This window comes from Chloroflexus sp. (assembly GCF_056331925.1).
Window position 1 is genome coordinate 47,352 of record NZ_JBWGQH010000008.1, and the last position, 25,506, is coordinate 72,857.

Sequence of the window (25,506 nt, forward strand, 5' to 3'; positions counted from 1 at the left end):
GCTAACATCCTTTCTGCACCATGGCGTGGCATCATCTTAGACGCGAAGGACGCAAAGATCGCGAAGGGATATGATAGCTAACATCCTTTCTGCACCATGGCGTGGCATCATCTTAGACGCGAAGGACGCAAAGATCGCGAAGGGATATGATAGGGTGCTTCCAGCGCGCTTGTACCCAATCATCAAAAACCCTTCGCGCCCTTCGCGCCCTTCGCGCCCTTCGCGCCCTTTGCGATCTTTGCGCCTTTGCGTTTAGATTCTTTGCGTCCTTCGCGTTCTCTGCGCCTTTGCGTTTAAATCCTTAGCGTTCTCTGCCGAGCCGGTTAGCTGTCCGGTTCTACAGCCTGCTTGACGAACTGCCGCGGCTATGGTATATTTCCCCCGTCGAAGCGGGAAGAATGAGGTAAGCAGTATTATGCGTGGTTCGCGCTTTTACACCTACTTCTTCTACTTTACCAGCCCACAATTGGACTGGTCGCTTCGCATTTCCTGAAAGGCGCAAGAGAGTACAGAGCAAGCAAAAGGGGGCGCGAGGCGAAGCAACCTCGCGCCCCCTCTGTTGTTGCCGAGGAGGAAGGTAATGGACGTTCGTTGCCGCGGAGTACGAGGAGCGACCACCTGTGAGGAAAACACGCGCGAGGCGATTTTGGCTGCCACGCACGAACTGCTCACGTTGCTGATCGAAGCTAACGACATTAAGCCGGAAGACATTGCCAGCGCCATTTTTACCACCACTCCCGATCTCAATGCCGAGTTTCCGGCTGTGGCAGCGCGGGCGATTGGATGGGTGGATACTGCACTGCTTTGCGGCCACGAAATGGCCGTGCCGGGCAGCTTGCCACGCTGTATTCGCGTCTTGATCCACTGGAATACGACCAAGCGTGCCGATGAAATTGTCCATGTCTATATCCGCGGCGCACATGGTCTAAGGCCTGAACGCGCCGCATTGATGAGTGCCTTCCGTATGGTTACATCAACGTTGTCGGAGGAAGAACAATGAGTTGTCGTCACCCAACGAACGTGACGCAACGGTGCGATCAGCCTAAGGCGATAGAATTATCCCCACTTCAAGCAACGTGGAGTACTCGCCTCATCGGGTGTGCGGCCCATTCCCTTCGTAACTGCGGGCAGATAAGGCTCGAGTTGACTACCGATTCCTGTACCTATCCTGCAGAGGAGGACCGTTCTATGATTGTTGTCATGCAAACTAATTCGACTCCAAGTCAGATTGATGCGGTGTTGGAACGGCTGCGTGAGTATAACTTGCGCGGCCATTTAACTGTCGGTGAAGAACGCACGGTGATTGCTGTTGTTGGTGCATCGATCCCTCCCACGTTACGCGAAGAGCTTGAGCATTTCGCCGGCGTGAAAGAGACGCTGCGGATTACGCAACCCTATAAGTTGGTCTCCCGCGAAGTCAAACCGACCGATACCATCGTGCAGGTCGGTGATGTGAAAGTGGGGGGTGGGCATCTGGCGATCATCGCCGGGCCGTGCTCGGTCGAGAGTGAAGAGCAAATTATGGCTACCGCGCGTGCTGTACGCGAAGCGGGAGCAAATATGTTGCGGGGTGGCGCATTCAAACCGCGAACCTCTCCCTACAGCTTCCGTGGCTTGGGTGAGGTGGGGTTACAGTTGCTGGCACAGGCACGGGAAGAGACCGGCTTGCCAATCGTTACCGAGGTTATGACCCCGGCCGATGTTGAGCTGGTCGCGCGGTACGCCGATGTACTGCAGATCGGGGCGCGCAATATGCAGAACTATCAGTTGCTAGAGGAGGTTGGGCGCAGTGACAAGCCGGTGCTGCTGAAGCGCGGATTATCGGCGACAATTGAGGAGTGGTTACTTTCGGCAGAATACATCATTGCGCAGGGGAATCCCAACATTATTTTGTGCGAACGTGGTATTCGCACGTTCGAGACGGCAACACGCAATACCCTTGATCTGAACGCCGTAGCGGTGGTCAAGAAACGCTCGCATTTACCGGTGATTGTCGATCCGAGTCATGGTACCGGCAAATGGTATTTGGTACCACCGTTGACATTGGCAGCGATTGCAACAGGCGCTGACGGAGTGATCATCGAGGTTCATCCTGACCCCGATCGGGCTAAGTCGGACGGTGGACAGTCGCTCAGCCCGGAAAACTTCATGAATTTGATGCCGAAACTACGGGCGGTCGCACAGGTCGTTGGGCGACGGTAGCAACATTCGGAATGTGGCCTAGATGTTCGCATGTGAGTTTGTCGTAGTGTATTGCGCTTTAGGTGATGGTAGACAGGCAGAGCCACCCGGCGAGCGGCTCTGCCATCCATCTACCTCCGCCCTGCGTCGCATTGCCCGACCTGGTACAGCGTGGTACAATTATGTAACGAGATCTACAACATCTGGCGAGGTTTGAGTGAGGCAATATGGAAAAATCGACGTGGACGACGAAGGTTGGGCTTGCGCAAATGCTTAAAGGTGGCGTCATTATGGATGTGGTGACGCCTGAGCAAGCACGGATCGCTGAAGAAGCCGGTGCAGTGGCGGTGATGGCACTTGAACGGGTACCGGCCGATATTCGCGCTCAAGGTGGTGTTGCACGGATGAGCGATCCAGAGCTGATCTTGGCGATCAAACAGGCTGTAACCATCCCGGTCATGGCAAAAGCGCGGATCGGTCACTTCGTCGAGGCACAGGTGCTAGAGGCAATCGGTGTCGACTACATCGACGAGAGTGAGGTCTTGACGCCGGCCGACGAAGAGCACCATATTAACAAGCATAAGTTCCGAGTGCCGTTCGTATGCGGCTGCCGCAATTTGGGTGAGGCCCTGCGCCGAATTGCCGAGGGTGCAGCGATGCTGCGCACCAAAGGCGAGGCCGGTACCGGTAATGTCGTGGAGGCAGTTCGTCATGCACGCGCTGTGTACAGTGAAATTCGCCGCTTGCAGTCGATGAACGAAGATGAACTGTTTACTTACGCCAAACAGATCCAAGCACCGTATGAGCTGGTCAAGCAAGTAGCTACGGAAGGCAAGCTGCCGGTCGTCAATTTTGCTGCCGGTGGGATTGCCACTCCGGCTGATGCTGCCTTGTTGATGCAGCTTGGTGTTGATGGTATCTTTGTCGGATCTGGTATTTTCAAGAGCGGTAACCCGATCAAGCGCGCACGCGCCATTGTGGAAGCAACGACCCATTACAACGATCCAGAAATCATCGCTGAGGTGAGTAAAGGCCTCGGCGAGGCTATGGTTGGGATTAACATCGATCAGATTCCTGCTGAGCAGTTGATGGCTCGGCGTGGATGGTAGCTGAGGAGGCCGCGGGCGGAGTGTTACTCCGTCCGCACCCGATGAGTATGACAGTTGGAGTATTAGCATTACAAGGCGATTTTCGCGAACACTGTGCGGTCTTGCGTCGGATAGGTATTGAGCCGATTGAGGTGCGGTTACCGCACCAACTTGCCCAGGTTGACCGCCTGATTATCCCCGGTGGCGAGAGTACAACTATCGGCCGGCTGTTGGCAATCTACCAGATGCTCGAACCGATCCAGGCGCGCGGTGGTCACGATTTAGCGATCTGGGGTACCTGTGCCGGTGCAATCCTGCTCGCGAATGAAGTAGTGGATCAGAAGCAAGGTGGTCAACCCACCTTAGGCTTGATGAATCTGACGATTCGACGAAATGCGTATGGGAGCCAGCTCGATAGCTTCGAGGCACCGATTACGATGCCGATCATCGGCGAGGCACCGCTTTCTGGCGTGTTTATCCGTGCTCCGCGGATTATGGCGCTCGGTCAGGGATGCGAAGCAGTGGGCTGGTTGGAAGATGGCAGTGTTGTTGCTGCCCGCCAAGGTCGTTTGCTGGCGACGACCTTTCATCCCGAGTTAACCCATGATGATCGAGTCCACCGACTCTTCCTGGAACTATGATACGAGCCGTAACGCTGAGCGATATGTGGTCGCTGCGGCGTAAACCTCGCTGCCAACACGTGCTCTATACCGAACGACTGTTGGCTTACAGCCATCGGCCACTTTGGTTTGCGTTACAGAGCATCTTGGCCGGTAATCATCGTGAACGCACAACGTTGGTGCTGGCCGAACATGGTAGTTTGGCTCTCGTTCAGGCAATGGGTCGTCTCGGTCGTCCAGAACAAGATGTGATCTATCTGGCTACTAGCGGTACCCGCAGTGAACAGGTACCTAGTGATTACGAGCTCTGGTTCCACCTCCTCCACCGCCTCTGCATCGATGCAGCGCAGCATTCAGTGCAGCGGCTCTATGCCGCATTGCCGAGCCAGCACAATGAACTGCGTGAAATCTTTCGGCAGGTCGGTTTTCAGGTGTATACCCATCGTCACCTGTTCCATCTCTCAGGCCCCGACTGGGATCAGGGTACACGGCTGGCGCCAATGCGTATGCAGTCGCGGCGTGATCATTGGGCTATTCACAAACTCTACGGCATGATCGCACCGCATGTTGTTCAGCAGGCAGAAGTACGTAATGCTCGCCATTGGACGATCAACCAACCTTATTCGCTGGTGCGTCGGCAGGCGTGGGTCTTAGGGCCTGATGATGATCTGGTGGCCTATCTGCGCTTGTTGAGTGGGCCGAGTGGTCACGTCTTCTCATTGTTGATTCGGCCGGAAGCGCGTGATCAAGTAGTCGATATTTTACGCTTTGGGCTTGCCCAACTGAGCGATAGCCGCCCGGTCTATTTGATCTTACGTGAGTATCAGCAAGAATTGTTTGAACCAGCAATCCGACTGGGTTTTCAACCGGTTGGTGAGCAGATATTACTTGTCAAACATACAGTTGTACCGATTCGGCGGGCGGTGTTGGCGCCATCGCTCGAGGTGGGGTTGGAACCACCTATATCGGTGCGACGGTATGTTTGGCCTCCAACAAGGCAGGAGGAGTGCTAAGCGATTATGGCTGTGACGGACACTGTCAATGACATTCAGCTTCTATTAGCAACATTGCCACCAGCGATACGTGACGCGATCCAGAAAGCTAACGATCAGGATAATTTGCTCGAGATCGTGATGGATCTGGGCCGTCTGCCTGAAGCACGCTATCGTGGTCACGAACTATTCTTGAGCGATCGGGAGGTGACCGCTGAAGATATCAATTATGTCATTGCCCGCATCGGTGAGTTTGGTGAAGATAATCGCGCCGGTATTCCTCGCACCCTGCATCGCATATCGGGCATTCGTAATCGCCGTGGTGTGGTTATTGGCTTGACCTGCCGCGTTGGCCGGGCAGTCTACGGTACGGTTGATATTATTCGCGATTTGGTTGAAACCGGGCAGAGTATTTTGCTGCTCGGTAAGCCGGGTACCGGTAAGACGACGCTGTTGCGCGAGACGGCGCGAGTGCTCGGTGATGAGTTGCGTAAGCGGGTGGTGATCGTCGATACCTCGAATGAGATTGCCGGTGATGGTGATATTCCCCATCCCGGTATTGGTCGTGCCCGCCGTATGCAAGTCCCGCGACCGTCCGAACAGCATAATGTGATGATCGAGGCGGTTGAAAATCACATGCCTGAAGTGATTGTAATCGATGAGATCGGTACCGAATTGGAAGCTGCTGCCGCGCGTACTATTGCCGAACGTGGCGTGCAGTTGATCGGTACGGCGCATGGCAATACCCTCGATAATCTGATGATTAACCCCACCCTGTCGGATTTGGTGGGTGGGATCCAGGCAGTGACGCTTGGTGATGAAGAGGCGCGTCGGCGTGGAACGCAAAAGACGGTGCTCGAACGCAAAGCGCCACCGACGTTTAGCATTCTGGTTGAGATTCAGTCGTGGGATAGCGTGACCGTCTACCCGGATGTGGCAGCGGCGGTTGATGCCATTTTGCGCGGTGAGGAGCCGCCATGTGAGCAACGCATCCGCGAGCCGGACGGTACGGTGCGGCGTGAGCCGGTACGGCGAATGCTGATCGATGCCCCGGCGTTTGGTTTCCGACGTGGTCGGAATGGGCGTGAACAGTCGCAGATGGGGACAAACGGTCCACGTTTGCGCGATCGGAATGGTAGTACGGCCGGTTCGGTTACTACCGTGCCACCCCAGCGTATCTTCCCGTTTGGTGTGAGCCGCAACCGATTGCAAAATGCGATTGAACGACTGCGGGTACCCGCCGTTATTGTGCGTGACTTAAAAGATGCAACCTTAGTAATGACACTGAAAAACTATTACCGGCAGAGTTCGCACCAGTTGCGGCAAGCTGAGGAACAGGGGGTGCCGGTGTATGTGTTGCGCAACAATACGATCACGCAGATGGAACGTCAATTAGCCCAAGTCTTTCAGTTGCGCGAGATGTTTGATGATGAAGCCGAGTATTCGCGTAGTGATTCGGTGATCGAAGAGGCATTGCTCGAGACTGAACAGGCGATTGCGCAAGTTATCAACGGTGAACGCAATGCGGTAGAATTGACGCCGCGGAGTAGTTATATTCGCCGCTTACAACATCAAATGGCCGATCGGTACAATCTACGTTCAGAGAGCCGTGGCGATGATCCAAACCGGCGGGTGAAGATCTTTCGGTAAAGAACATTCCCCATTGCGACATTGCAGCCCAATGCCGTGATGAGGAATGGCACGACGCCAGACCCGCACAGTGAACAGGCAATCGACAGATTGGCAAAGATCGGCTATCCTTAACGTAGGTAACTGCAACGGGTTGATGGCAATAGTATGCACCGTGGGTTGTTTATCACGTTTGAGGGGCCAGAGGGAGCCGGCAAGAGCACACAAGCACGCCGCCTTTATGAGCGTTTGCAAGCTGCGGGCTATCCGGTTATCTTGACACGCGAGCCGGGTGGTACCCGAATTGGAGAACTGATCCGCCGGATTTTGATCGATTTGCGCCATACGGAAATGGCTCCCACTACCGAAATATTGTTGTTTTCGGCAGCACGTGCACAGTTGGTCAGTGAATTGATCCGACCTTATCTGGCGACCGGTGGGATTGTAGTGTGTGACCGGTATGCCGATTCGACATTTGCGTATCAGGGCTACGGGTTGGGGCGTGATCTCGAAGAATTGCGGGTGATTACCGAGGTAGCGACCGGAGGGCTTAAGCCCGATCTTACGTTTTACCTGCAAATTGATGTGGAAATCGGCTTGCAACGCAAGCAAAATGCCCGTGAGCGTTCGGAACGAGGTGGGCAGTCGGCTGAATGGAACCGTCTAGATGCTCGTGATTTGGCTTACCATCGGCGGGTTGCGCACGGATTCGTTGAGTTAATGAAACAGGAACCGGAACGCTGGCATGCACTCGATGCCGATCAGCCGGTTGATGAACTGGCTGAACAAATTTGGCATGCCGTGATGCCGCTATTGGCTCGGATTACGCCGCTTGCTACGCGATGATGCGTAGCCTGAGAACTAGGGTGGACGCCATGCGCCTCATTCTGGCTGTCGTTCAATCGCAAGATGCAACTAATTTGGTGGAAGCGCTGACCGAACATGGGTATCGCGTGACCCGCCTCAGTAGTCAGGGTGGATTTTTGCGCGAAGGGAATGTGACACTGTTGCTTAGTGTCGAGGATCAGCAGGTTAATCCGGTCATCAATATCATCCGTGAACATTGTTCGACCCGCACACGTTACGTTTCGCCAATGCCACCGATTGCCGAGTCGGGTGAGTTTTATCCGCCAGCACCACTCGAGGTTCAAGTGGGCGGTGCCACCGTGTTTGTGTTGCGTGCCCAGACTCGTAGGTTATAATGCGGGACACTTGTCAATCGGTTGAGGCGCGAGTCGATTGAATTGAATAGCTTCAGTCAATACGGATAGAAGTTTTACCGTTTAGAAACGGCTTTACTTTTTATGGAAGCAATCCAGGAATTTATTGCCAATATTTTGCCCTTGCTACGCCTTGGTGCGATCGTTTTAGGGGCATATGCAGTGCTGCTGTGGGCAGCTTCTGTGTTGTGGGCCTATCGCGACATTCGTCGTCGTACCGAGGATGTCTCAGTCCAGGTGTTAGCAGTCGGTATTGTGCTGTTGTTGCCATTCCTCGGTATTCCCCTCCATTTGATCCTTCGTCCACCACAAACCCTCGCCGAGAAATACGAACGCACGCTCGAAGAGGAGTTTCTCCGTCGCGATCTTGAAGATCAACTGGTGTGTCCCGAATGTCAGCGTCCGATTGAGCCGGATTTTATTATCTGTCCTCACTGTCATACCCAGTTGCGCCGGCATTGCGATACGTGCGGTAGAGTCATCGATTTGACATGGCGTATTTGCCCGTATTGTGGATCAAGTCAGACCCGTGGTGTCGCTACGGTGCGGGCAGAGTCCCAACCCGTGGTACCATCGGTAGGAGTAAGTAAACAATGAAGGTACCGGCTATTACCGATGTGAAAGGCGTATTGGTCGGTCACGCTACCGATACTGCTGCATTGACCGGTGTGACGGTTGTGTTGACACCAGATGGTGCAACCGCAGGTGTTGATGTGCGCGGTGGTGCCCCCGGTACCCGTGAGACGGATCTGCTCAATCCGGTGAATCTGGTTCAGCAGGTTAATGCGGTGGTATTGACGGGTGGTAGTGCGTTTGGGTTGGCCGCCGCCACAGGAGTAGTGTCGTGGCTCTACGAGCGGGGGTACGGTTTTGATGTTGGCCTCACCAAAGTGCCAATTGTCCCGGCAGCAGTGATCTTCGATCTCGGTATCGGACGTGCTGATGTATGGCCCGATGCGACAATGGGCTATGCAGCTTGTGCTGCGGCTGATACGAGTGTAGCTGAAGGTAGTGTTGGCGCCGGGATCGGAGCAACTGTGGGTAAAGTTGGTGGTATGAACACGGCAATGCGGGGTGGTGTGGGGACGTGGAGTGAAACGCTTGCCGATGGGGTAACGGTTGGCGCATTGGTGGTCGTGAATGCGTTTGGTGATGTGGTTGATCCACAAGGACGGATCATCGCCGGCGCACGCGGCCCTAATCAAACATTGGTAGGTACCGGTGCGTTGTTGCGTGGAGGGTTGAGCCGACAATCATTTGCTGATACCACCGGCCAACATACGACGATTGCGGTTGTGGCAACCGATGCTCGATTGGATAAAGCTGCGGCAACCCGCCTGGCAATTATGGCGCAGGATGGGCTGGCCCGCGCTATTCGTCCGGCTCATTCGCCGTTTGATGGAGATACCGTGTTTGCCCTTTCTACCGGTGTCTACGAAGCGCCCCCTTTGGTAACGCTCGGTGCTGTAGCTGCCGATGTGCTTGCGATCGCGATTGTACGTGCTGTCCAAGCTGCAACGACGGTAGCCGGTGTTCCGGCAGCGCGTGATGTGCCATCAGCCTGATTGTTGCGTATCACACGCAAAAACACAATCACAATGACGTTAACGTGTCATCGTCTTGGCCCTCTTAGGCTAGGTTGGGATGTCACGGATTATCGTCTCGATCATCAACTACCGTTTTTAAGCGAATGATATACGCCATGAAGCGTTTACTGATAGTTATTGTAGCCCTTTGGGGGTTGGTAACAGTTGCCGGATGTCGGGTCGAGTTAACCAATCTGGAAAATACACCGGTTGTAATGGTGACACCGACACCGACAGGAACGCTATCCGCCGAGCGAATACTACGGATCGGATTGGTTGCCGAACCTCCTGATCTATTGCCGTACCACAGTACGCCAACCGATGAGCGGTTGAGTGGGGCGATTACCGAGTTGATCTTTCCTTCACCGCTTTTACCGGTGAATTTTACGCTGCAAACTACCGGTGTATTAACGGACTTGCCCAGTTTGGCCAACGGTGATGTCGTTACAACAACGGTGACTGTTTTTCGTGATGCACTGGGCCAGATTACCGATACACCGACTGAACAGACCGATGAAGTAACCCAAGTTAGTGTGACTTTTCATTGGAACGCTGAACTGCGTTGGTCTGATGGTACACCGGTGACGGCTGCCGATTCGGTCTTTGCCTATGAGCTAGCACAGAGCGCCGATCTCGGTCAAGCGGCTGCTAGTCGGTTGGCGATGATTGCCCGCTATGAGCAAGTTGATGAGCATACGACCCGTGCTGTGCTCAATCCTGATGTTACCGATCCGGCCTATCTGACCAGTTTCTGGATACCGCTACCTCGTCATTTACTGAGCGATGTCGATCCGAAACAAATCTGGCAAAGCGATTTTGCCCGCCGTCCGGTCGGCTATGGCCCTTATATGATCCGCAGTTTCGACGGCGGTTCGTTGGAGTTAGTGCGTAATCCCTATTACACCGGACCGAAAGCTCCATTTGATACGATACTCTTCGTGTTTCGTAACGATCCGGCGCAGTTGATCGAATTGGTCAACAGTGGCAGCCTTGATCTTGTCTTCATTGAGCAGCCGACGCCGGAACTCTTAACCAGCTTATTGCAGAGCGATAACCGTGGGTTTCAGATCAGCACATCACCGAACCCAATTTGGGAGCATCTCGATTTCAACCTTGATGTACCGCTGCTGCAAGATATTCGCGTGCGGCGAGCGATTGCGTATGCGATTAACCGCCCGTTGCTTGTGGAGCAGTTGTTAGGTGGGAAGAGTAACGTCCTCGAGAGTTGGATATTGCCCGGTCAGCTTGGGTATCCACCGCTCGATCAGATTACGCGCTACCCGTATAATCCCGATGAAGCACGCCGTCTGCTTGATGAAGCAAAGTTGGTCGACACCGATGGGGATGGTTGGCGGGAGTATGAAGGTTTACCGTTGTTACTTTCGTTGGTAACAAGCGCCAACTCGCCGCTACGTCAAGCCGTCGCCGAGCGGATTGCCAACGATCTGGCGCAGGTCGGGATTCAAGTTGAAGTGACGTCGTTGCCGGTGAACGAGTTGTATAGTGTCGATGGCCCACTTTACCGGCGCACCTTCCAACTGGCGTTGTTTGGTTGGATTGCCGGTCCGCACCCTCGTGGTTGGGAGCTGTGGAGCTGTGCCGGTGTGCCGGGCGAGGCGAACAATTGGACGGGCAATAATTTTGCCGGTTGGTGTTTCTTTGAGGCGAATGAGGCGATTAATACGGCAACGACGGTGCTTGATCCAGAAGTACAAAAGGCGGCGTATTTACGCCAACAGCAGTTGTTTACCCAAGAGTTGCCGGTGCTGCCGCTCTTTCAGCGGATTGATGTGCTCGTGGCGCGTGATGGTTTGTCGGGTTGGCGCCTTGATCCGATTGCACCGTTTACGTGGAACATTAGCGAGTGGCAACTCAGGTAACGCAAAGAATGCCGAGACGCAGAGAACGCAAAGCGAAGTGTGATGATGCCGTGCGCCCTTTGCGCCCTTTGCGCCCTTTGCGCCCTTTGCGCCCTTTGCGTGATCAGGTTTCCCAAAACGGTTTGGCCCAGCCACGGCGGGCGATCTCGGCGCGGAGGTCGAGCATAGCGGTATAGGTCGGTAGTACGGCGAGGGTTTCGCCAACGGGTAAGGCTACCAATGCTGTATCGAGGGCTGTTGGCAGATCATCGATAACCGTGATCGCGGCTCCATCAACCCCAGCATAATCAAGACGTAAGGCCATATCGGCGGCGCGCGTACCGCTGACTGTCACGCGGGCGACCCGTCCAGCCAAAGGCTCGAAATCGGCATCCCACAGCCACGAAACGTCGGTACCGTCGGCGAAGCGGTCGTTGATCGCGATCAGGAGGTGTAATGGTCGCGTCGTTGTGGCCGTAAGCATCCGCACCGTCTCTGAAGCTCCCACCGGATTTTTAATCAGCGCAATCAGCATTGGTGGGCCATTGGGGCCGGCAGTGATCCGCTCGATGCGACCAAAAGCGGCCTGGAATGTGGTTAGGGCTGCACCAATTGTTGTCGGCGCAATGCCGAGAGCTAATGCGGCGGCGGTTGCGGCCAGTGCATTCTGGGCGTTGTAGAGGCCGGGGAGTGGGAGGTGTATTTGGAGTTGACCGACCGGATGTCTGATCTGAAGCTCACTGCCGTCTAATCCACGTGGTTCAAGCGCAGTCAGTGCAATCTGCGGATCGGGTCGGTGGCGTCCGCAGTGGGGGCAGGTATAGTGACCGATGTGGGCGTAGAAGATGTGCCGGTAGTGATAACGGTGACCGCACGTCTGGCAAAATTGTGAGTCGGCGATGTGCGTAGCGGCAGCGACTGCGTGACGAGTGTCATTTAACCCAAACCCGATTACGCGTGCAGGAAGGTGTTCGGTGAGGCCGGCAATAGCCGGATCATCTGCGTTGAACACGACAGTACTGGTTGCGGGTAAGGTTTGCAATGCCCGCCGCCAGTTGCCGGCAATAGTGTCAATCTCGCCGTAGCGGTCGAGTTGGTCTCGGAATAGGTTGAGCAAGACAACGAGCCGTGGGCGGGTTTCGGCGATAGCTTGTGGTAACGCAGCTTCATCAGTCTCGAACAGGGCGCGACGGGCATGGGGGCGTCCGCGCCAATCGGTATCGGTGATGGCGACGGTGGTAAGGCCGGGAAGCAGGTTGGCGCCGGCGCGGTTGTGCAACAGTGGTTCGCCGGTATGTTCGAGAATGGCCGCTAACATGCGACTCGTCGTGGTCTTCCCGTTGGTGCCGGCGATCAGAATCACACCATCGGGTAATGCCGTGCAAATGGTGGTCAAGATTGCCGGTTCAATTGAGCGGGCGATTTGACCGGGTAAGCTCGTCCCACCGCCGAGATGGAAACGACGGGAGAAGATTCTGGCGGTACGTCCCAAAACTAATGCGACAGTAGTGCGTAAATGGTTCATACGGTAGGTAGTCACGGTGGAGATCGGGCAATAGCAGAACTTGTCTGACGTAGTTAGCGTAATCCAGCCTTGCGCAACGCGGCGGCTAGTGGATTATCATCATCGTTATCGTCATCGTCGCCGCTACTGGCAAAGAGAGTCGTGGCCGGTGGTGGTTCGTCGTCCAATTCGTCGTAGAGATCGTCTTCTTCCCAGTTCAACGCTAGATTCTCGGCTCCGACCAGCGCGATGATGTCGTCAACGCTAAACAGCATGAGGTTGACCTGATCGTCATCGGCCGAGCGCACCGCCAACGTATCGATGATCTGAAGTTGGGGCAGCGCGGTAAGTACTTCGGCAAGAGGTTCGGGTCGGCGTGGCGGTGGTCGATCGCTCTGCATCAATGCGTCAGCAGCAGCGCTATCGACGGGAATGCCGGTATCGACCAGCAGAATCGTTACGCCGACGCGGTGGAAAAGCAGGTGCAAAATCTGGCGTGTCTCGTTCAGTTGCGCAACAGCACGACGTAAAGCACTGGCCGTGCGGCTGGCTTTGATCTCGAATACCCACGCCACACCGTCAACAATAGCTAAGGCATCAAGTTCGCGATACTTAATCTGCGCGGTACGATTGCGCCGTTCTTCGTATTCGAGAATGCGACGCTCGTCGAGCGATACCTGCGTCGCCAGCCAGTCGCGTAGGGCAGCTTCAGCTTGCCCACCAAAAATGTCACGTTGGCGGGGGGGGCGGATCGCCTTCTGATTTTTGCGTTGGAGCTTAAATTTCTCGACATAAGCGCGGTAGCGCCGGTCGTCTTCGGTCGTTAATCGTACACGTGCATAACTTACTGCCATCTAGCCCTGCCTTCCCAATTCAACCGAACGACGGTAAGCAGCCCAGATCGCATCGGCCAGCACTGTCCGTAATCCACCCCGTTCAAGTTCGCTCAGTGCCGCAGCGCTGGTGCCGCCAGGTGAGGTGACTGCATTGCGCAACTGTGCCGGATGGAGACCACTCTGCATTGCGTACTGTACCGAACCAAGCATCGTCTGCTGGACCAGCTCCTCGGCGATGCGGCGCGATAAGCCGAGGTGGACGCCGGCGTCGATCATCGCTTCCATCATCAAAAAGACGTAAGCTGGCCCCGTCCCGTTAATCGCAGTAGCCATATCGAGATACGTCTCGTTATCAACATACAGCTCACGTCCCAGTGCACCGAGTACTGTCGTTGCCCACCTCCGCTGATGCTCGGTCACGGCGGGCGCCGCCGTCCATACCGTCATACCGGCACCGATTTGGGCAGGCGTATTTGGCATGCTCCGCACGATAGCTTGGTGATCGAGGGCCTCGGCAAATGTAGTGATGGTGACACCGGCAATCACCGAGATCACGAGATCTTCGTCGCGGATTGCACCACGTAATGGCGGTAAAATGCGTTGTAACTGTTGTGGTTTGACGGCAAAAATGACAATCCGCCCCCATTTAGCTGCTTCGAGATTGTCGTGGGTTGTGTGAATCGCGTAGCGATGAGCGAGGTCGCGCCGGCGATCGTCGCGGGGATGGCTGGCTAGTATCTGATCGGGTGTGACGAGTTCGTTGCGCAAAAGACCGCCGATGATTGCTTCACCCATTGCACCGGCGCCGATCACGGCAATTGGCAAGTCAGTAAGCATACATGATCACCTGTGCAAACAATTGGTCACTCTTCCATCACATGACCGACAACATCTGTAGTTCTGTGGGGTATGATACCATAGTAGCCGATAGGCTTGATGATAAGCGATTGCTCTGAAGAAGGCTCTCATCTCTCTAGGCAACTATGCGTTCACAACCAGAAACGATAATCCTGCGACCCACAATCATCGATACTCGTCCCACATTATTAGCCGTTTTTGCTCACCCTGACGATGAAAGCTTCGGTCCGGGCGGTACATTAGCATGGTATGCGTGGTCGGGGGCGGCGGTGCATCTGATTTGTGCAACCGGTGGCGAAGAGGGTACTGTCGATCCAGCACTGCTCAACGGCTACCAATCGGTGGCAGAATTGCGACGCGCTGAACTATTGCGGGCAGCCGAGGTGCTTGGTCTGAGCAGTGTGACGTTATTGGGCTACCGTGATTCGGGGATGCCCGGAACCGCGGCCAATACCCATCCTGACGCGCTGATCAACCAACCGCGTGAACAGGTGGTTGAGCAGATTGTGCGGCGTATTCGCCAACTGCATCCGCAAGTCGTGATCACCTTCGACCCAATCGGTGGGTATCGCCACCCCGACCATATCGCCATCCACGAAGCGACCGTTGCTGCCTTCCACGCTGCCGGCAATCCGTCGGCTTACCCATCGGCAGGACCGGCTTACGTGCCACAGAAGCTCTACTACACTACCTTTTCGCGCCGTCTCTTGCGCCTAGTCGTGCGGTTGATGCCGCTGTTCGGACGAGATCCACGTGCGTTTGGCCGTAATCGTGATGTCGATCTGACCAAACTGGCAGACGTTGCGTTTCCGACCCATGCCCGGATCGATACGACCGCTGTCCGTGAGCAGGTACAGGCGGCGGCAGCAGCACATCTGAGTCAGGGTGGTGGTGGACCGTTTACCCGTGGCCCGTTAAGCACTATTGTGAGGTTGCTCGGCAGTGCTGATACGTTTATGCGGGCGTATCCACCGGCCACCGATGATGTGCGCGAAGATGATCTGTTTGCCGGCGTGGTGTGGTAGGACGGCAAATTTCCTACCTGGCGGTGATACATACGCTCAATGATTGTCAGATGACGCTGGAGCTTGGCAGAACGGTCATCGGGAATAGGAATATTGCGCAAATGGTCAAGACCCGGTCACTGTCACTGTCTGTCGTGGAAGCCAATGCTCGGCGAAGGGGCGGAACCCGTCACCGTGTTGATCGAGCCGTAGATGCTGTACGCGCGCACCGTCATGCTCGATGGTAATCAGATTGCAGGTATTCATGCCGTGCTCAAGGCCATAGCCGCGTCGTGAAGTGGTGGTGCCACTCTGCACGATATAGGTGCCGTGACGTACATTGGGCTGGAAGTCACGGGTATTACCGACGAAGCTGATGTGCAAGTGACCACAGAGCAGGAGATCGACGGCCAACTCATCAAGCAGACGAATCGCTTCATGGGCGTTGCTGATCGTTACCCGCTTACGCCGATAGGTGGGTGGCAACGCGACCGGATGATGCCAGACCACAATTTTGTAGACATCAGGGCCGAATTGGGTGAGGCGCTGACGCAACGCCATCATTTGGTTGGGGTAAAGCTTCCCGCCGTCTACTGTCCAGCCATGGGCAGTACACGCACCGACAACTGCGAGGCCGGGTGCAGTAAAGACAGGGTTCAAGTCAGGTGAGATCTGTTGTCGATACCGGCGTAACGGATTCAACAGGCGTTCGGGCAAGTTAAAGAGCGGCACGTCGTGATTCCCGGCCACCACCAGTTGCGGTTCTGGGAGGCGTTCTCGCAGGATACGGGCAGCACGCCACTGAGCGGCAAAGTCGGCCCGTTGCACGAAATCGCCTGAAATGACCACCAGATCGGGTTTGAGAGTGTGTGCATCGGCAATCAAGCGTTCGGCAGCGGCAGGGTTGAACGGCGGGCCGGTGTGAACGTCGGAGATATGTAGGATACGGAATGCCACAACCTTACTCCTCGACAGTCGATGATGGTGTAGCCGCAGCACGTGCTTTCTCGCGGGCGAGGGTGATGATAGCACGTAAAATTAATACGCCTTCAACGGCTACAACCGCTACAAAGGTGTATTTGAGCAGGGTAGGGATGATTTCCATCGGAAAAGCCTTTCTTGATGATTGCACAACGCCATTGCACAACCAACATCATTATACGAACAATTTCATCAGTTAGCGTAGAACAGCGTCTATAGATGACCGATTGCACAGCGTGGTGATGGGTAATGCGGCAAGTTACTTGCCACAATGATATCAGCTTAGGCCTTAGGATCGCATTACCCGCGCAATTCCCACCGACTACCGGCAGGCGTCTTGCGGATTTCAAGCGTTGCCGGAAAGCGATCTTTGAGATCGTCGATGTGGGTAATGACGATAATACGGGCAAAATCTTGTTGAATCGCCGTAATTGCTTCTACCATCCGCTCACGGCCATCGGCGTCGAGAGTACCGAATCCTTCATCGATCACCAGTGTTTCAAGGCGCGCACCGGCGCGGTGAGCAAGCAGACGAGAAAGCGCAATCCGAATGGCGAAGTTGACCCGCATAGCCTCGCCGCCGCTGAACGCCTTGTAGTCGCGTGTACCGAGGGCATCGGCAACACGCACATCGAGCGTCTCAACCGTATCACCCTTTTTGGTGTCACGCTGCATCTCGAAGCGCAGATGCATCTGCCCATCGGTCAAGCGGGCCAGCAAGCTGTTAGCTTCGTCTTCGATTTGGGGGATGGCGGTTTCGATCAACATCGCCTGCACCCCCTTTTTGCCAAAGGCTTCGGCCAGCTCGGCAAAGAGTGCGCTGCGTTCGCGAAGCTGTCGTTCCTGAGCTTGCAATGTCTCTAATTGCGCAGCGGCAGCCTCTGCCTGTCGGAGGTACGTCTGCTTTTCGGTCAGATCGCGCTCAGCAATCTGCAATGCACGTGCAGTTTCGTCTAGACGTTGTTTGATCTGGGTAACGGTGGTTTGCACGAGCGGCAGTTTGGTCAGTTCGTTAGCTAATGTATCCGCCTCTGCTTGCAGTGTTTGTCGCTTATGCTCGGCGTGATCGCGCAGCGTTTGCGTCTGCGAACGAAGTTTTAGTTCGCCGGAGTAGCGTTGTTCAGCCAATATCAATTCCCGTTCTTCCTGTTCCCAATGCGTTAAAGAACGAATCTTCGCCTCGGCCATCTCGAGTAATTCGGGTTGGTAGTTGAGAGCTGCGATCTCGGCTTCCACTTGCCGTCCGGCGCTCCGAATCTCGTGGGCGAAGTCGTTAGTCTCGATTTGGCGTTGGAGTTCGGCGACGACTGCCTCGACGTCGGGAAGTTTGGCCGAGGCATCTTGCAAGCGTTCTAGCTCGCGTTGACAGCTATCGAGTTCACCTTCGAGACGGCTCTGTTCACGCAGTTGGCGCTCACAGGCGGTTAGTTCGTCGTTGATCATCGCCAAGTCGTTTTGGAGACCGGTTATGTGGTCAAACTGTGTCAGTTGTGCGGTGACCGCAGCGAGTTCGGCTTGGAGCGGCGGATCGATCTCGTCGGTGGCAAGTTTCGCTTCAAGAGCTGTGAGTCGCTGGACAATATCGTTCCGTTCTTGTTCCCAAGCAGTAGCTTGCGCCAGTTGACGTTCCAGCGTCTCGATAGCGGCAGCTTGTCGGCGTAACTTGGCCAGTTCTTGCTCGTTGTCCGCAATCGTGGCGCGCACGGTTGCCAATGCTTGTTCGGCGGTTTGCGCCGTTGCCAATGCACGTGCTTCCTCGTGCTGAAGCGCTGCTAGCTCGTGGGCATAGTGAGCCATCACGTGTTCAGTTTCAGCAGGATCGAGCCGGTGGCGGCAGACCGGGCATTCACCACTACCGGTAGCCAGCAGAGCCTGATTTGCCCGTAGTTTATCCATCGCTTGTTGTGCCTGCACCGCAGTAGCCCGTGCCTTCCCAAGTGTTTCGACAATCTCTTGTTCACGCCGACGGTGCAGCAACTGCTGCTCTTCCAGAGCACGTAACGCGGCAAGGGCCGTTTGCGCTTCCTGAAGCGCAACCCGCCACCGGGCAACGTCGGCGAGTTGACGGTCGAGGCGTTGCCGATCTTGCTGCAAACGATCCTGCTCGTTCTTGAGCGCAACGCGGCGCTGGTCAAGCTGGTCTTTGAGCATCGTTTGTCGGTATGTGAGTTCTTTCAGGTGCGACAGTTGTTGTTCAATAGCGATCCGTTGGTCTTGGAGGTGTGCCATGCGCGCATGCACCGGTGCCAATTCGTGTAGACGGTGCTGCAAGGTAGCGACTCGCTGTTGTAATTCGGCGAAGCGGGTTACCGCAGTGTACAGGCGTTCACGTTCTTGTTCGGCACGAGATAGACGCTCGCGCAATTCGTAGAACGCCGTCTTGAGTTCCTGTTTCAGCTCGGTTCGGTGCATCATCAGCGTATTGTACTGGTCGCGCACTTGCCTGAGACGTTCCAATTCGGCACGAGCGGTTGTCAGTTCGGCGAGACCGGCTTGGATCACTGAGCGACGGGCGATGATACTTTCGTCATGAGCGATCCGTTGGTCTAATTCGTGCAATTCACGGTTGTAACGCTGAATGTCGGTATGCAAAGACGTAATTCGGTCGAGGAGTTCACGATGACGTTGGGCGAGGGCTTCCAACTCGCGGAGCCGATTGACGGCAACGGTATATTCCGCCTCTAACTCAGCGTAAGCCGCTTGCAAACGCAGCCGTTGTTGTTCGGCATTGATCACCGCCTCTTGCCAGAACGGTACTTTGGCAGCAGTCGGTTGCAACGATTCAAGCTGACCACGTACCCTGATCGTCTCAGCCTCGAGGGTACGCACCCGTTCACGGGCACGTTGTTCAAGCTCGGCATATTCGTCTAGACCGAGAATCTCGGCCAGCACCTGTTTACGCTCGGCGGCTGAAGCACTGGTGAACTTATCGGCCTGACCTTGCAACAGAAACGACGCATTGATGAAGGTACGGTATGACATCCGCAACAGAGTGTCGATCTTGGCCTGCGTCTCGCGGATGGTATTTTCGCCGATTGGTCGCCACTGCGTGCCGTCTAGTATTTGCAGATCGAGCCATGTCTTTCCGGCACTCGTACCTTTGCCGGTGTTTCGCCCACGTTGGCGCTGACGAATCACCCGGTATGTGCGACCATCAAGGGCGAATATCAGCTCGACCATCATCTCGGTCTCACCTTGTGTGATCAGGTCATCGTCGGCACTACGGGCTTCCCCCCACAAAGCCCACGTGATCGCGTCAAGTAGGGTCGATTTGCCTGCCCCATTCTCGCCTGACAAACACAGCACGTGGAGACCATCAAGTTCGAGGCGGAGTGGTTTACCGTCGTCGTCGGTACGGTAACACATAAAGTTTCGCAGTGAAAGCTGGATTGGAATCATACCGATACGTGTTTTCTCACCGTACCATTGTGCAGCGTATGATCAACGAAACGAACGCTTTTCCTGTATCAATTCCGGTTCAACGCCGAGGGCTTTCGCAATCGAGCGAATACTGCGGTCGTTAAAGCTCACCAGATAAAACGGCGCGAGTGGTAGTCGTTCACCCGAACGTAAAGCCACCAGCAGCCGATACTGGGCACGCCGGAGCAAGCGCACTTCTAATCCTTTAACGTCGGCCAGCGGACGTTCTTGGTACGAGCGACCGAGCAGCCCATACGATGTCACGGACAAGAGACCGTGTCGGCGGTCGATCCGACACAGGCCGAATTGCCCACCGGTGATCAGAGTAAAGATCATCATGCCAAGTAGTAAAACAAGCGTTACTATTTCACCGGTCGTAATGCCTTGCCCGCGTGTAATAATCGATTGCACAATCGTCGTTACGCCGTAGATGACGAGAGCCGCAAAACTCCATGTGAGCCATGGAATAAAGCGCACAGTAACAAGATCAGGACTGCCTTGAACTAATTGCCACGTCATAATCTGTTCCTAGATCCAGTATGAAACTCAAGATTGTTTGAGGTAAGCACAACCAATAATACCTTGATATTCGGTGTTCGGTACAGCCCTTACCGTCTAAGTCAGATGTGTCAACGCCGGCAGACCAACTTTGTGTCACCGTCATTATACCAATTCGCGATCGAACGTTGACCGGTCGGTTGCTGAGTGCTACCATATAGCACGGTGTATGGTGAATATAAGATGGAAAAGGTGTTGCAAACAATTATGGAAACTATCTTTTCGGTCGAGAATCTCTTGGCGTTGATCACACTTACCGTTATGGAGATCGTGTTGGGCGTTGACAATATCATCTTTATTAGCATTTTAGCAGGTAAACTCCCAATGGAACAACAACGCCCGGCGCGGCAGATCGGATTATCGCTTGCGCTCATCACCCGATTACTGCTGCTGTTGTCAATCAGTTGGATTGCCAGTCTCACACAGCCTCTCTTTGAGGTCGGTCCGTGGCATGTCACCGGACGTAGTCTGATTATGTTGGGGGGTGGTTTATTTTTGATCTACAAAGCCACTACCGAAATCCACGAGAAGCTTGAAGGCACTGAACACGGTGAGCAATCGGTCGCCGTGACGACATTGCAGGCGGTGGTGATCCAAATTATCCTGATCGATATTGTTTTTTCGCTCGATTCGGTGATCACTGCTGTAGGTATGGCCAATGAGTTATGGGTAATGATGACAGCGGTGATCATTGCGGTTGGAGTTATGCTCTTTCTTGCCGAAGGAATTGCCAAATTCGTCAACGATCATCCAACCGTGAAGATGCTCGCCCTCAGCTTTCTCTTATTAATCGGGTTTTCGCTAGTGGCCGAGGGCTTTGAATTGCACATCCCCAAAGGTTATATCTATTTCGCAATGGGTTTCTCGGTGATGGTCGAGATGCTCAACTTGCGGGTAGCGGCAAAGGCCAAAGCACGGCAACCGGTCCAGTTACACCAACGCTACGATGCGACGAAGCTCGGTCATTAAGGCGATGTTGAATACCGTTCATCTGCAAACTTTTTTGGCCGTCGTGGAAACCGGTTCATTTTCAGCGGCAGCTAAACGTCTGCATATGTCGCAACCGGCGGTCAGCCAGCAAATCCGTACCCTTGAGGAGCAGATGGGTGGGGTGCGCTTGTTCCGGCGTAGCGGACAACAGATGGTGCTTACACTGGCCGGTGAGCAGTTACTCAGTAATGCGCGGGAACTGGTAGCTATGGCCGAACGAACGGTGCAGGCCGTGAGCGCACTCCGCGGTCAGATCGGTGGGCGGGTCAGGGTGGGGTGTGTCGCCGGTGGGGCTGAAGCATTTCTGCCGTATGCACTGGCGGTGGTTCAGCGTCAGTACCCGGCAGTTACCGTTGAAGTTGCGGTACAAGCCGCTGACCAATTGTTAGAAGGTCTTGGTGAGCGGCTCTTCGATCTGGTGTTGGTGAATGATACACCGAGACGGCGTGGCTTCGAGACGCGATTGTTGGCCGTTGAACGGTTGGTGCTGGTTGCGTCGACCGGGCATCCGCTTTTGCCGGCGGAGCAGGTCCCAGCCGGTATCTTACACGACTACCCCTTGGCCTTACCACGTGTCGGTCATCCGTTACGGCGCGTGCTCGAAGACGGCTTACGCCGTCGTGGTGTTAACGTGCCCGATCTCCGCATCGCCTTGGAGGCTGATAGCCCCCTGCTCCTACGGGCCGCCGTTGAGGCTGGCATAGCGTTAGCGTTCTTACCGGTTAGTCTGTTGCCCGCTCGGCTTGAACGGCTGGGCATTATCGCATTGGCCGGTCAACCGGTGGCCCAAGAATGGCATCTCGTTCGGCTACGTGAACGCGCACCGGCACACGTTGTCGATCTTATGTACGAGACGTTGTTGGGTGAAAAAACGCGCTCAGTGCTCTTGCAGTTGGGATTGACGACGTAATGCCGAGCTACAGCAACCTGATAGTATGAGGTTTTATGTACGATGTGATCATTATTGGCGCCGGTATCGCCGGTTTAGCCGCAGCCCATGCCTTGCACGCCGCCGGCTGCAACGTGCTCGTCGTTGAGGCGCGGCAGCGCATTGGTGGTCGGATCTGGACCGACCGGAGCTACGGGCCGGTTGAGTTTGGCGCCGAATTTATTCACGGTCATCGCGCTGCGACGTGGGAACTGGTGCAACGGATCGGTCTTAGCACGTCACGCTGGGGACGCGACCGTCGGTTTGCGTTAGACGGCCAGATGCTGACCGATACCGATCCGGTCGTGCAAGCGGTTTATCAACTGTACCGGCAAATCTGCCAATATCGTGGCCCCGAAGTGAGTGTCGCCGACTTGATTGCGCGACTGTCGCCGTCACCATACGTGCAGACGCTCATTGGGCGCTGGCTGGCAAATCTCGAAGGGGCCGACTTAACTCGTTTGAGTGCGACAGCTCTCTCCCGTGAGCGTCGGCTGAGTACTATGGGTGAAGATAACTTTCACATTGATTGTGGCTATGACCGGTTACTCGATCCGCTCTGTGCCGGGATTGCGATTGAGCTAGGGGCGGCCGTGACGAACGTGGTTTGGTCGGCCAAGCAGGTTGACGTCATCCTTGCCGATGAGCGCCGACTTCAGGCTCGCCGCGTGGTCATTACCGTACCGGTGTCGCTGTTGCAAGCCGGTCACCTGCGGTTCGATCCACCGCTGCCGGCTGACAAGCAAGCTGCGATTCACGCTATTCCAATGGGCCACGTCACCAAGTTGGTCCTTTGGTTTGATCGGCAGTTTTGGACATCTTTCACTGTGCTTAGCACTAATAACACCATTGCCACGTGGTGGCCGGTTACGAGTGCGCATGTACCGACATTGATGGGCTACACGGGTGGGCAGCAGGCGGTGGTGGTGTCCGAGTTAGGTGAAGCCAGAGCAATAACAGTTGCCCTCGAAGAACTGAGCACCTTGTTTCAAGTTGACGCGGCAGCCTACTATCGTAATGGTCGGTTGATCGACTGGTCAAACGATCCGTGGAGTCGGGGGGCATACACCTACAGTGCAGTGACAACACCGGCGGCACGTGCCGTGCTCGCTACTCCGCTCGATCCAATCTTCTTTGCCGGCGAAGCGACCGTCACCGGGGCTGAGATCGCTACCGTACATGGTGCGTTTGAGAGTGGGCGCCGGGTGGCGCGTCAGATCTTGTTGGCCCGTCAAGCGCAGATTCAAACACACCTCTAACATCCCGCTAGTGTATCGTTGCTAGAAAATAGGTACACTACACACAGAAACAACAACGCCCCGTAGGGTGTACGACAACATTGCGATGGGAGGCCATTACTATGGGCAAGATTGTGGGAATTGACTTGGGCACGACCAACTCGTGCATTGCGGTGATGGAAGGCGGTGATGTAGTTGTCATTCCCAACGCCGAAGGCAACCGCACGACACCGTCGGTCGTGGCTTTTACGAAGAACGGTGAACGGTTAGTCGGTTTGACTGCGAAGCGTCAAGCAACGATTAACCCAGAAAATACGCTCTATTCGGTGAAGCGGTTTATTGGTCGCTCGTTTGATGAGGTAACTGAAGAGCGTGAGCGGGTACCCTTCAAGGTTGTGAAGGGGCCGCGTAACGACGTGCGTATCTATGTACCACAGACCGGCAAAGAGTATGCACCGCAGGAGATCTCGGCAATGGTCTTGCAGAAGCTCAAAGCTGACGCCGAGGCCTTCCTTGGTGAGCCGGTGACTCAGGCGGTGATTACGGTGCCGGCCTACTTCAACGATAGTCAGCGCCAGGCGACGAAAGACGCCGGTAAGATTGCCGGGCTGGAAGTATTGCGCATCATTAACGAGCCGACGGCTGCGGCACTGGCCTACGGCCTTGATAAGAAGAAAGATGAGACCATCCTCGTCTTCGACCTCGGTGGTGGTACGTTCGACGTGAGTATCCTCGAGGTTGGTGATGGTGTTATCGAGGTCAAGGCTACGAGTGGTGATACCCATCTTGGTGGTGACGACTACGATGCCGCAATCGTCAACTGGATCATCGATGAATTCCGCAAAGATCAGGGCATTGACCTGAGCAAAGACCGCCAAGCTTTGCAACGGCTCAAAGAGGCGGCGGAAAAGGCCAAGATGGAACTCAGCTCGATGATGGAGACTGAGATCAACCTACCCTTCATCACGGCTGATGCCAGTGGGCCGAAGCATCTGGCGATGAAGTTGACGCGGGCTAAGTTCGAGCAGTTGACGGCGCACCTGACCGAACGTCTGCGCGAGCCGGTGTTGCGCGCGCTGAAAGATGCCGGCTTGCAGCCAAGCCAGATTGATGAAGTGGTACTGGTTGGTGGTTCAACCCGCATGCCGGTCGTGCAAGAGTTGGTGCGCAAGATGCTCGGCAAAGAGCCGAACAAGAGTGTCAACCCAGACGAAGTAGTGGCGGTTGGCGCTGCGATCCAGGCTGCCGTGCTGGGTGGTGAAGTCAAAGACGTGCTGCTGCTTGACGTGACGCCGCTGTCGCTCGGTGTGGAGACGCTCGGTGGCGTGATGACGAAGCTGATCGAGCGCAACACGACCATCCCGACCCGCAAGACTGAAATCTTCTCGACCGCAGCCGATGGCCAGACGGCGGTTGATATCCACATCTTGCAGGGTGAGCGCGAGATGGCGGCTGACAATATCTCGCTGGGTCGCTTCCGCCTCGAAGGTATTCCGCCGGCGCCGCGTGGTGTGCCGCAGATCGAGGTAACGTTCGATATTGATGCAAACGGCATATTAAATGTGAGCGCGCGTGATAAAGCGACCGGTAAGGAGCAGCGGATTACGATCACCGCCAGCACTAACCTCTCGAAAGAGGAAGTGGAGCGGATGGTTCGCGAGGCGCAGCTCCACGCTGCTGAAGACAAGGCACGCCGTGAGCTGGTTGAGCTGAAGAATCAGGCCGATAGCCTCGCCTATCAGGCCGAGAAGTCGCTCAATGAGCTAGGTGACAAGATCGATAGCATCGAGCGCGGCCGGATCGAGAACCTGATCAAAGACCTGCGCGAGGCTATTGCTAAGGAGGAGCGCAGCCGCATTCAGCAACTCTCGAACGAGTTGCAGCAGGCGGTGTTTAAGATCTCGCAGGCGGTTTACGGTGACGGTGCTACCCCAGGCACCGGCGGTAGTGGCAGTGGCCGTAAGGATGATGGGGTCGTCGAAGGTGAGTATACCGTGAACTAAGCGACGGTACG

Annotated in this window: 23 protein-coding genes; 16 read left to right on the forward strand and 7 right to left on the reverse strand. The window is 55.3% G+C overall.

What is annotated here, in order from left to right:
• Positions 1–580: 580 nt before the first annotated feature.
• From aroH to AC01ZF_RS05940, 11 genes are all read left to right on the forward strand, one after another.
• Positions 581–1,000: a chorismate mutase gene (gene aroH / locus AC01ZF_RS05890; protein WP_424675371.1), complete on the forward strand. Its 420-nt coding sequence runs from the start codon at positions 581–583 to the stop codon at positions 998–1,000.
• Between the two features lie 188 nt (positions 1,001–1,188).
• Positions 1,189–2,202, forward strand: coding sequence for a 3-deoxy-7-phosphoheptulonate synthase (gene aroF, locus AC01ZF_RS05895; RefSeq protein WP_424675372.1), 1,014 nt, complete (start codon positions 1,189–1,191; stop codon positions 2,200–2,202).
• Positions 2,203–2,408: 206 nt separating this feature from the next.
• Positions 2,409–3,290 carry a pyridoxal 5'-phosphate synthase lyase subunit PdxS gene (gene pdxS / locus AC01ZF_RS05900; protein ID WP_015941652.1) on the forward strand — a complete coding sequence of 294 codons (882 nt, stop codon included), beginning with the start codon at positions 2,409–2,411 and terminating at the stop codon, positions 3,288–3,290.
• A gap of 47 nt (positions 3,291–3,337) precedes the next feature.
• Positions 3,338–3,910, forward strand: coding sequence for a pyridoxal 5'-phosphate synthase glutaminase subunit PdxT (gene pdxT, locus AC01ZF_RS05905; protein ID WP_424675388.1), 573 nt, complete (start codon positions 3,338–3,340; stop codon positions 3,908–3,910).
• On the forward strand, positions 3,907–4,902 hold the full coding sequence (locus tag AC01ZF_RS05910; RefSeq protein WP_424675373.1) for a hypothetical protein: 996 nt from the start codon (positions 3,907–3,909) through the stop codon (positions 4,900–4,902). Before pdxT ends, AC01ZF_RS05910 begins: the two co-directional genes overlap by 4 nt.
• Positions 4,903–4,908: 6 nt before the next feature.
• On the forward strand, positions 4,909–6,531 hold the full coding sequence (locus tag AC01ZF_RS05915; protein ID WP_424675374.1) for a R3H domain-containing nucleic acid-binding protein: 1,623 nt from the start codon (positions 4,909–4,911) through the stop codon (positions 6,529–6,531).
• A 147-nt stretch (positions 6,532–6,678) separates the two neighbouring features.
• Positions 6,679–7,356: a dTMP kinase gene (gene tmk, locus AC01ZF_RS05920; RefSeq protein ID WP_424675375.1), complete on the forward strand. Its 678-nt coding sequence runs from the start codon at positions 6,679–6,681 to the stop codon at positions 7,354–7,356.
• Positions 7,357–7,385: 29 nt separating this feature from the next.
• Positions 7,386–7,712, forward strand: a complete 327-nt coding sequence (locus AC01ZF_RS05925) for a cyclic-di-AMP receptor (protein ID WP_424675376.1) — start codon at positions 7,386–7,388, stop codon at positions 7,710–7,712.
• 102 nt (positions 7,713–7,814) lie between these two features.
• Positions 7,815–8,327 carry a zinc ribbon domain-containing protein gene (locus tag AC01ZF_RS05930; protein ID WP_424675377.1) on the forward strand — a complete coding sequence of 171 codons (513 nt, stop codon included), beginning with the start codon at positions 7,815–7,817 and terminating at the stop codon, positions 8,325–8,327.
• On the forward strand, positions 8,324–9,295 hold the full coding sequence (locus AC01ZF_RS05935) for a P1 family peptidase (RefSeq protein ID WP_424675378.1): 972 nt from the start codon (positions 8,324–8,326) through the stop codon (positions 9,293–9,295). The genes AC01ZF_RS05930 and AC01ZF_RS05935 overlap by 4 nt, the downstream gene beginning before the upstream one ends.
• Before the next feature lie 137 nt (positions 9,296–9,432).
• Positions 9,433–11,196 (forward strand): peptide ABC transporter substrate-binding protein, encoded by a 1,764-nt coding sequence (locus tag AC01ZF_RS05940; RefSeq protein WP_476575204.1) that lies wholly within the window; start codon positions 9,433–9,435, stop codon positions 11,194–11,196.
• Positions 11,197–11,299: 103 nt separating this feature from the next.
• On the opposite strand, the gene AC01ZF_RS05945 is transcribed toward AC01ZF_RS05940, so the two are convergent.
• Genes AC01ZF_RS05945 through proC form a run of 3 tightly spaced genes read right to left on the reverse strand, consistent with a single transcriptional unit; the run spans position 11,300 to position 14,352 of the window.
• A complete protein-coding gene (locus AC01ZF_RS05945) occupies positions 11,300–12,700 on the reverse strand; it encodes a MurT ligase domain-containing protein (RefSeq protein WP_424675380.1) in 1,401 nt (466 codons plus the stop codon).
• A gap of 53 nt (positions 12,701–12,753) precedes the next feature.
• A complete protein-coding gene (locus tag AC01ZF_RS05950; RefSeq protein WP_424675381.1) occupies positions 12,754–13,533 on the reverse strand; it encodes a hypothetical protein in 780 nt (259 codons plus the stop codon).
• Complete coding sequence (gene proC / locus AC01ZF_RS05955; protein ID WP_424675382.1) at positions 13,534–14,352, reverse strand: pyrroline-5-carboxylate reductase; 819 nt, start codon at positions 14,350–14,352, stop codon at positions 13,534–13,536.
• Positions 14,353–14,498: 146 nt separating this feature from the next.
• Between proC and AC01ZF_RS05960 the strand changes: the two genes are divergently transcribed.
• A complete protein-coding gene (locus AC01ZF_RS05960) occupies positions 14,499–15,398 on the forward strand; it encodes a PIG-L deacetylase family protein (protein ID WP_476575205.1) in 900 nt (299 codons plus the stop codon).
• A 105-nt stretch (positions 15,399–15,503) separates the two neighbouring features.
• On the opposite strand, the gene AC01ZF_RS05965 is transcribed toward AC01ZF_RS05960, so the two are convergent.
• The 4 genes from AC01ZF_RS05965 to AC01ZF_RS05980 form a co-directional block, all read right to left on the reverse strand.
• Entirely contained in the window at positions 15,504–16,334 is an 831-nt protein-coding gene (locus tag AC01ZF_RS05965) for a metallophosphoesterase family protein (RefSeq protein ID WP_424675384.1), read from the reverse strand.
• Between the two features lie 4 nt (positions 16,335–16,338).
• A complete protein-coding gene (locus AC01ZF_RS05970; protein ID WP_424675385.1) occupies positions 16,339–16,482 on the reverse strand; it encodes a hypothetical protein in 144 nt (47 codons plus the stop codon).
• A 176-nt stretch (positions 16,483–16,658) separates the two neighbouring features.
• The gene (locus AC01ZF_RS05975) at positions 16,659–19,757 is read right to left on the reverse strand and encodes an AAA family ATPase (RefSeq protein WP_428111504.1); all 3,099 of its coding nucleotides are present in this window, start codon (positions 19,755–19,757) and stop codon (positions 16,659–16,661) included.
• A gap of 42 nt (positions 19,758–19,799) precedes the next feature.
• Positions 19,800–20,297 (reverse strand): hypothetical protein, encoded by a 498-nt coding sequence (locus tag AC01ZF_RS05980; RefSeq protein ID WP_424676953.1) that lies wholly within the window; start codon positions 20,295–20,297, stop codon positions 19,800–19,802.
• 246 nt (positions 20,298–20,543) lie between these two features.
• Here AC01ZF_RS05980 and AC01ZF_RS05985 point away from each other — a divergent pair, with 246 nt between their 5' ends.
• From AC01ZF_RS05985 to dnaK, 4 genes are all read left to right on the forward strand, one after another.
• Entirely contained in the window at positions 20,544–21,305 is a 762-nt protein-coding gene (locus AC01ZF_RS05985) for a TerC family protein (protein ID WP_424676952.1), read from the forward strand.
• The gene (locus AC01ZF_RS05990; protein WP_424676951.1) at positions 21,283–22,236 is read left to right on the forward strand and encodes a LysR family transcriptional regulator; all 954 of its coding nucleotides are present in this window, start codon (positions 21,283–21,285) and stop codon (positions 22,234–22,236) included. Before AC01ZF_RS05985 ends, AC01ZF_RS05990 begins: the two co-directional genes overlap by 23 nt.
• A 35-nt stretch (positions 22,237–22,271) precedes the next feature.
• Positions 22,272–23,513: a flavin monoamine oxidase family protein gene (locus AC01ZF_RS05995; protein ID WP_424676950.1), complete on the forward strand. Its 1,242-nt coding sequence runs from the start codon at positions 22,272–22,274 to the stop codon at positions 23,511–23,513.
• 101 nt (positions 23,514–23,614) lie between these two features.
• Positions 23,615–25,495 carry a molecular chaperone DnaK gene (dnaK, locus tag AC01ZF_RS06000; RefSeq protein ID WP_424676949.1) on the forward strand — a complete coding sequence of 627 codons (1,881 nt, stop codon included), beginning with the start codon at positions 23,615–23,617 and terminating at the stop codon, positions 25,493–25,495.
• Positions 25,496–25,506: the final 11 nt, after the last annotated feature.

Excerpts from the sequence above, each read along its gene's own strand:
- AC01ZF_RS05930 (WP_424675377.1), top strand. The coding sequence starts at position 7,815 with ATGGAAGCAATCCAGGAATTTATTGCCAATATTTTGCCCTTGCTACGC.
- proC (WP_424675382.1), bottom strand. The coding sequence starts at position 14,352 with ATGCTTACTGACTTGCCAATTGCCGTGATCGGCGCCGGTGCAATGGGT.
- AC01ZF_RS05960 (WP_476575205.1), top strand. The coding sequence starts at position 14,499 with ATGCGTTCACAACCAGAAACGATAATCCTGCGACCCACAATCATCGAT.
- pdxS (WP_015941652.1), top strand. The coding sequence starts at position 2,409 with ATGGAAAAATCGACGTGGACGACGAAGGTTGGGCTTGCGCAAATGCTT.
- AC01ZF_RS05985 (WP_424676952.1), top strand. The coding sequence starts at position 20,544 with ATGGAAACTATCTTTTCGGTCGAGAATCTCTTGGCGTTGATCACACTT.
- AC01ZF_RS05925 (WP_424675376.1), top strand. The coding sequence starts at position 7,386 with ATGCGCCTCATTCTGGCTGTCGTTCAATCGCAAGATGCAACTAATTTG.
- aroF (WP_424675372.1), top strand. The coding sequence starts at position 1,189 with ATGATTGTTGTCATGCAAACTAATTCGACTCCAAGTCAGATTGATGCG.
- AC01ZF_RS05910 (WP_424675373.1), top strand. The coding sequence starts at position 3,907 with ATGATACGAGCCGTAACGCTGAGCGATATGTGGTCGCTGCGGCGTAAA.
- AC01ZF_RS05975 (WP_428111504.1), bottom strand. The coding sequence starts at position 19,757 with ATGATTCCAATCCAGCTTTCACTGCGAAACTTTATGTGTTACCGTACC.
- dnaK (WP_424676949.1), top strand. The coding sequence starts at position 23,615 with ATGGGCAAGATTGTGGGAATTGACTTGGGCACGACCAACTCGTGCATT.
- AC01ZF_RS05945 (WP_424675380.1), bottom strand. The coding sequence starts at position 12,700 with ATGAACCATTTACGCACTACTGTCGCATTAGTTTTGGGACGTACCGCC.
- AC01ZF_RS05915 (WP_424675374.1), top strand. The coding sequence starts at position 4,909 with ATGGCTGTGACGGACACTGTCAATGACATTCAGCTTCTATTAGCAACA.
- AC01ZF_RS05970 (WP_424675385.1), bottom strand. The coding sequence starts at position 16,482 with ATGGAAATCATCCCTACCCTGCTCAAATACACCTTTGTAGCGGTTGTA.
- pdxT (WP_424675388.1), top strand. The coding sequence starts at position 3,338 with ATGACAGTTGGAGTATTAGCATTACAAGGCGATTTTCGCGAACACTGT.
- AC01ZF_RS05935 (WP_424675378.1), top strand. The coding sequence starts at position 8,324 with ATGAAGGTACCGGCTATTACCGATGTGAAAGGCGTATTGGTCGGTCAC.
- aroH (WP_424675371.1), top strand. The coding sequence starts at position 581 with ATGGACGTTCGTTGCCGCGGAGTACGAGGAGCGACCACCTGTGAGGAA.
- AC01ZF_RS05950 (WP_424675381.1), bottom strand. The coding sequence starts at position 13,533 with ATGGCAGTAAGTTATGCACGTGTACGATTAACGACCGAAGACGACCGG.
- AC01ZF_RS05990 (WP_424676951.1), top strand. The coding sequence starts at position 21,283 with ATGCGACGAAGCTCGGTCATTAAGGCGATGTTGAATACCGTTCATCTG.
- AC01ZF_RS05940 (WP_476575204.1), top strand. The coding sequence starts at position 9,433 with ATGAAGCGTTTACTGATAGTTATTGTAGCCCTTTGGGGGTTGGTAACA.
- tmk (WP_424675375.1), top strand. The coding sequence starts at position 6,679 with ATGCACCGTGGGTTGTTTATCACGTTTGAGGGGCCAGAGGGAGCCGGC.
- AC01ZF_RS05980 (WP_424676953.1), bottom strand. The coding sequence starts at position 20,297 with ATGACGTGGCAATTAGTTCAAGGCAGTCCTGATCTTGTTACTGTGCGC.
- AC01ZF_RS05995 (WP_424676950.1), top strand. The coding sequence starts at position 22,272 with ATGTACGATGTGATCATTATTGGCGCCGGTATCGCCGGTTTAGCCGCA.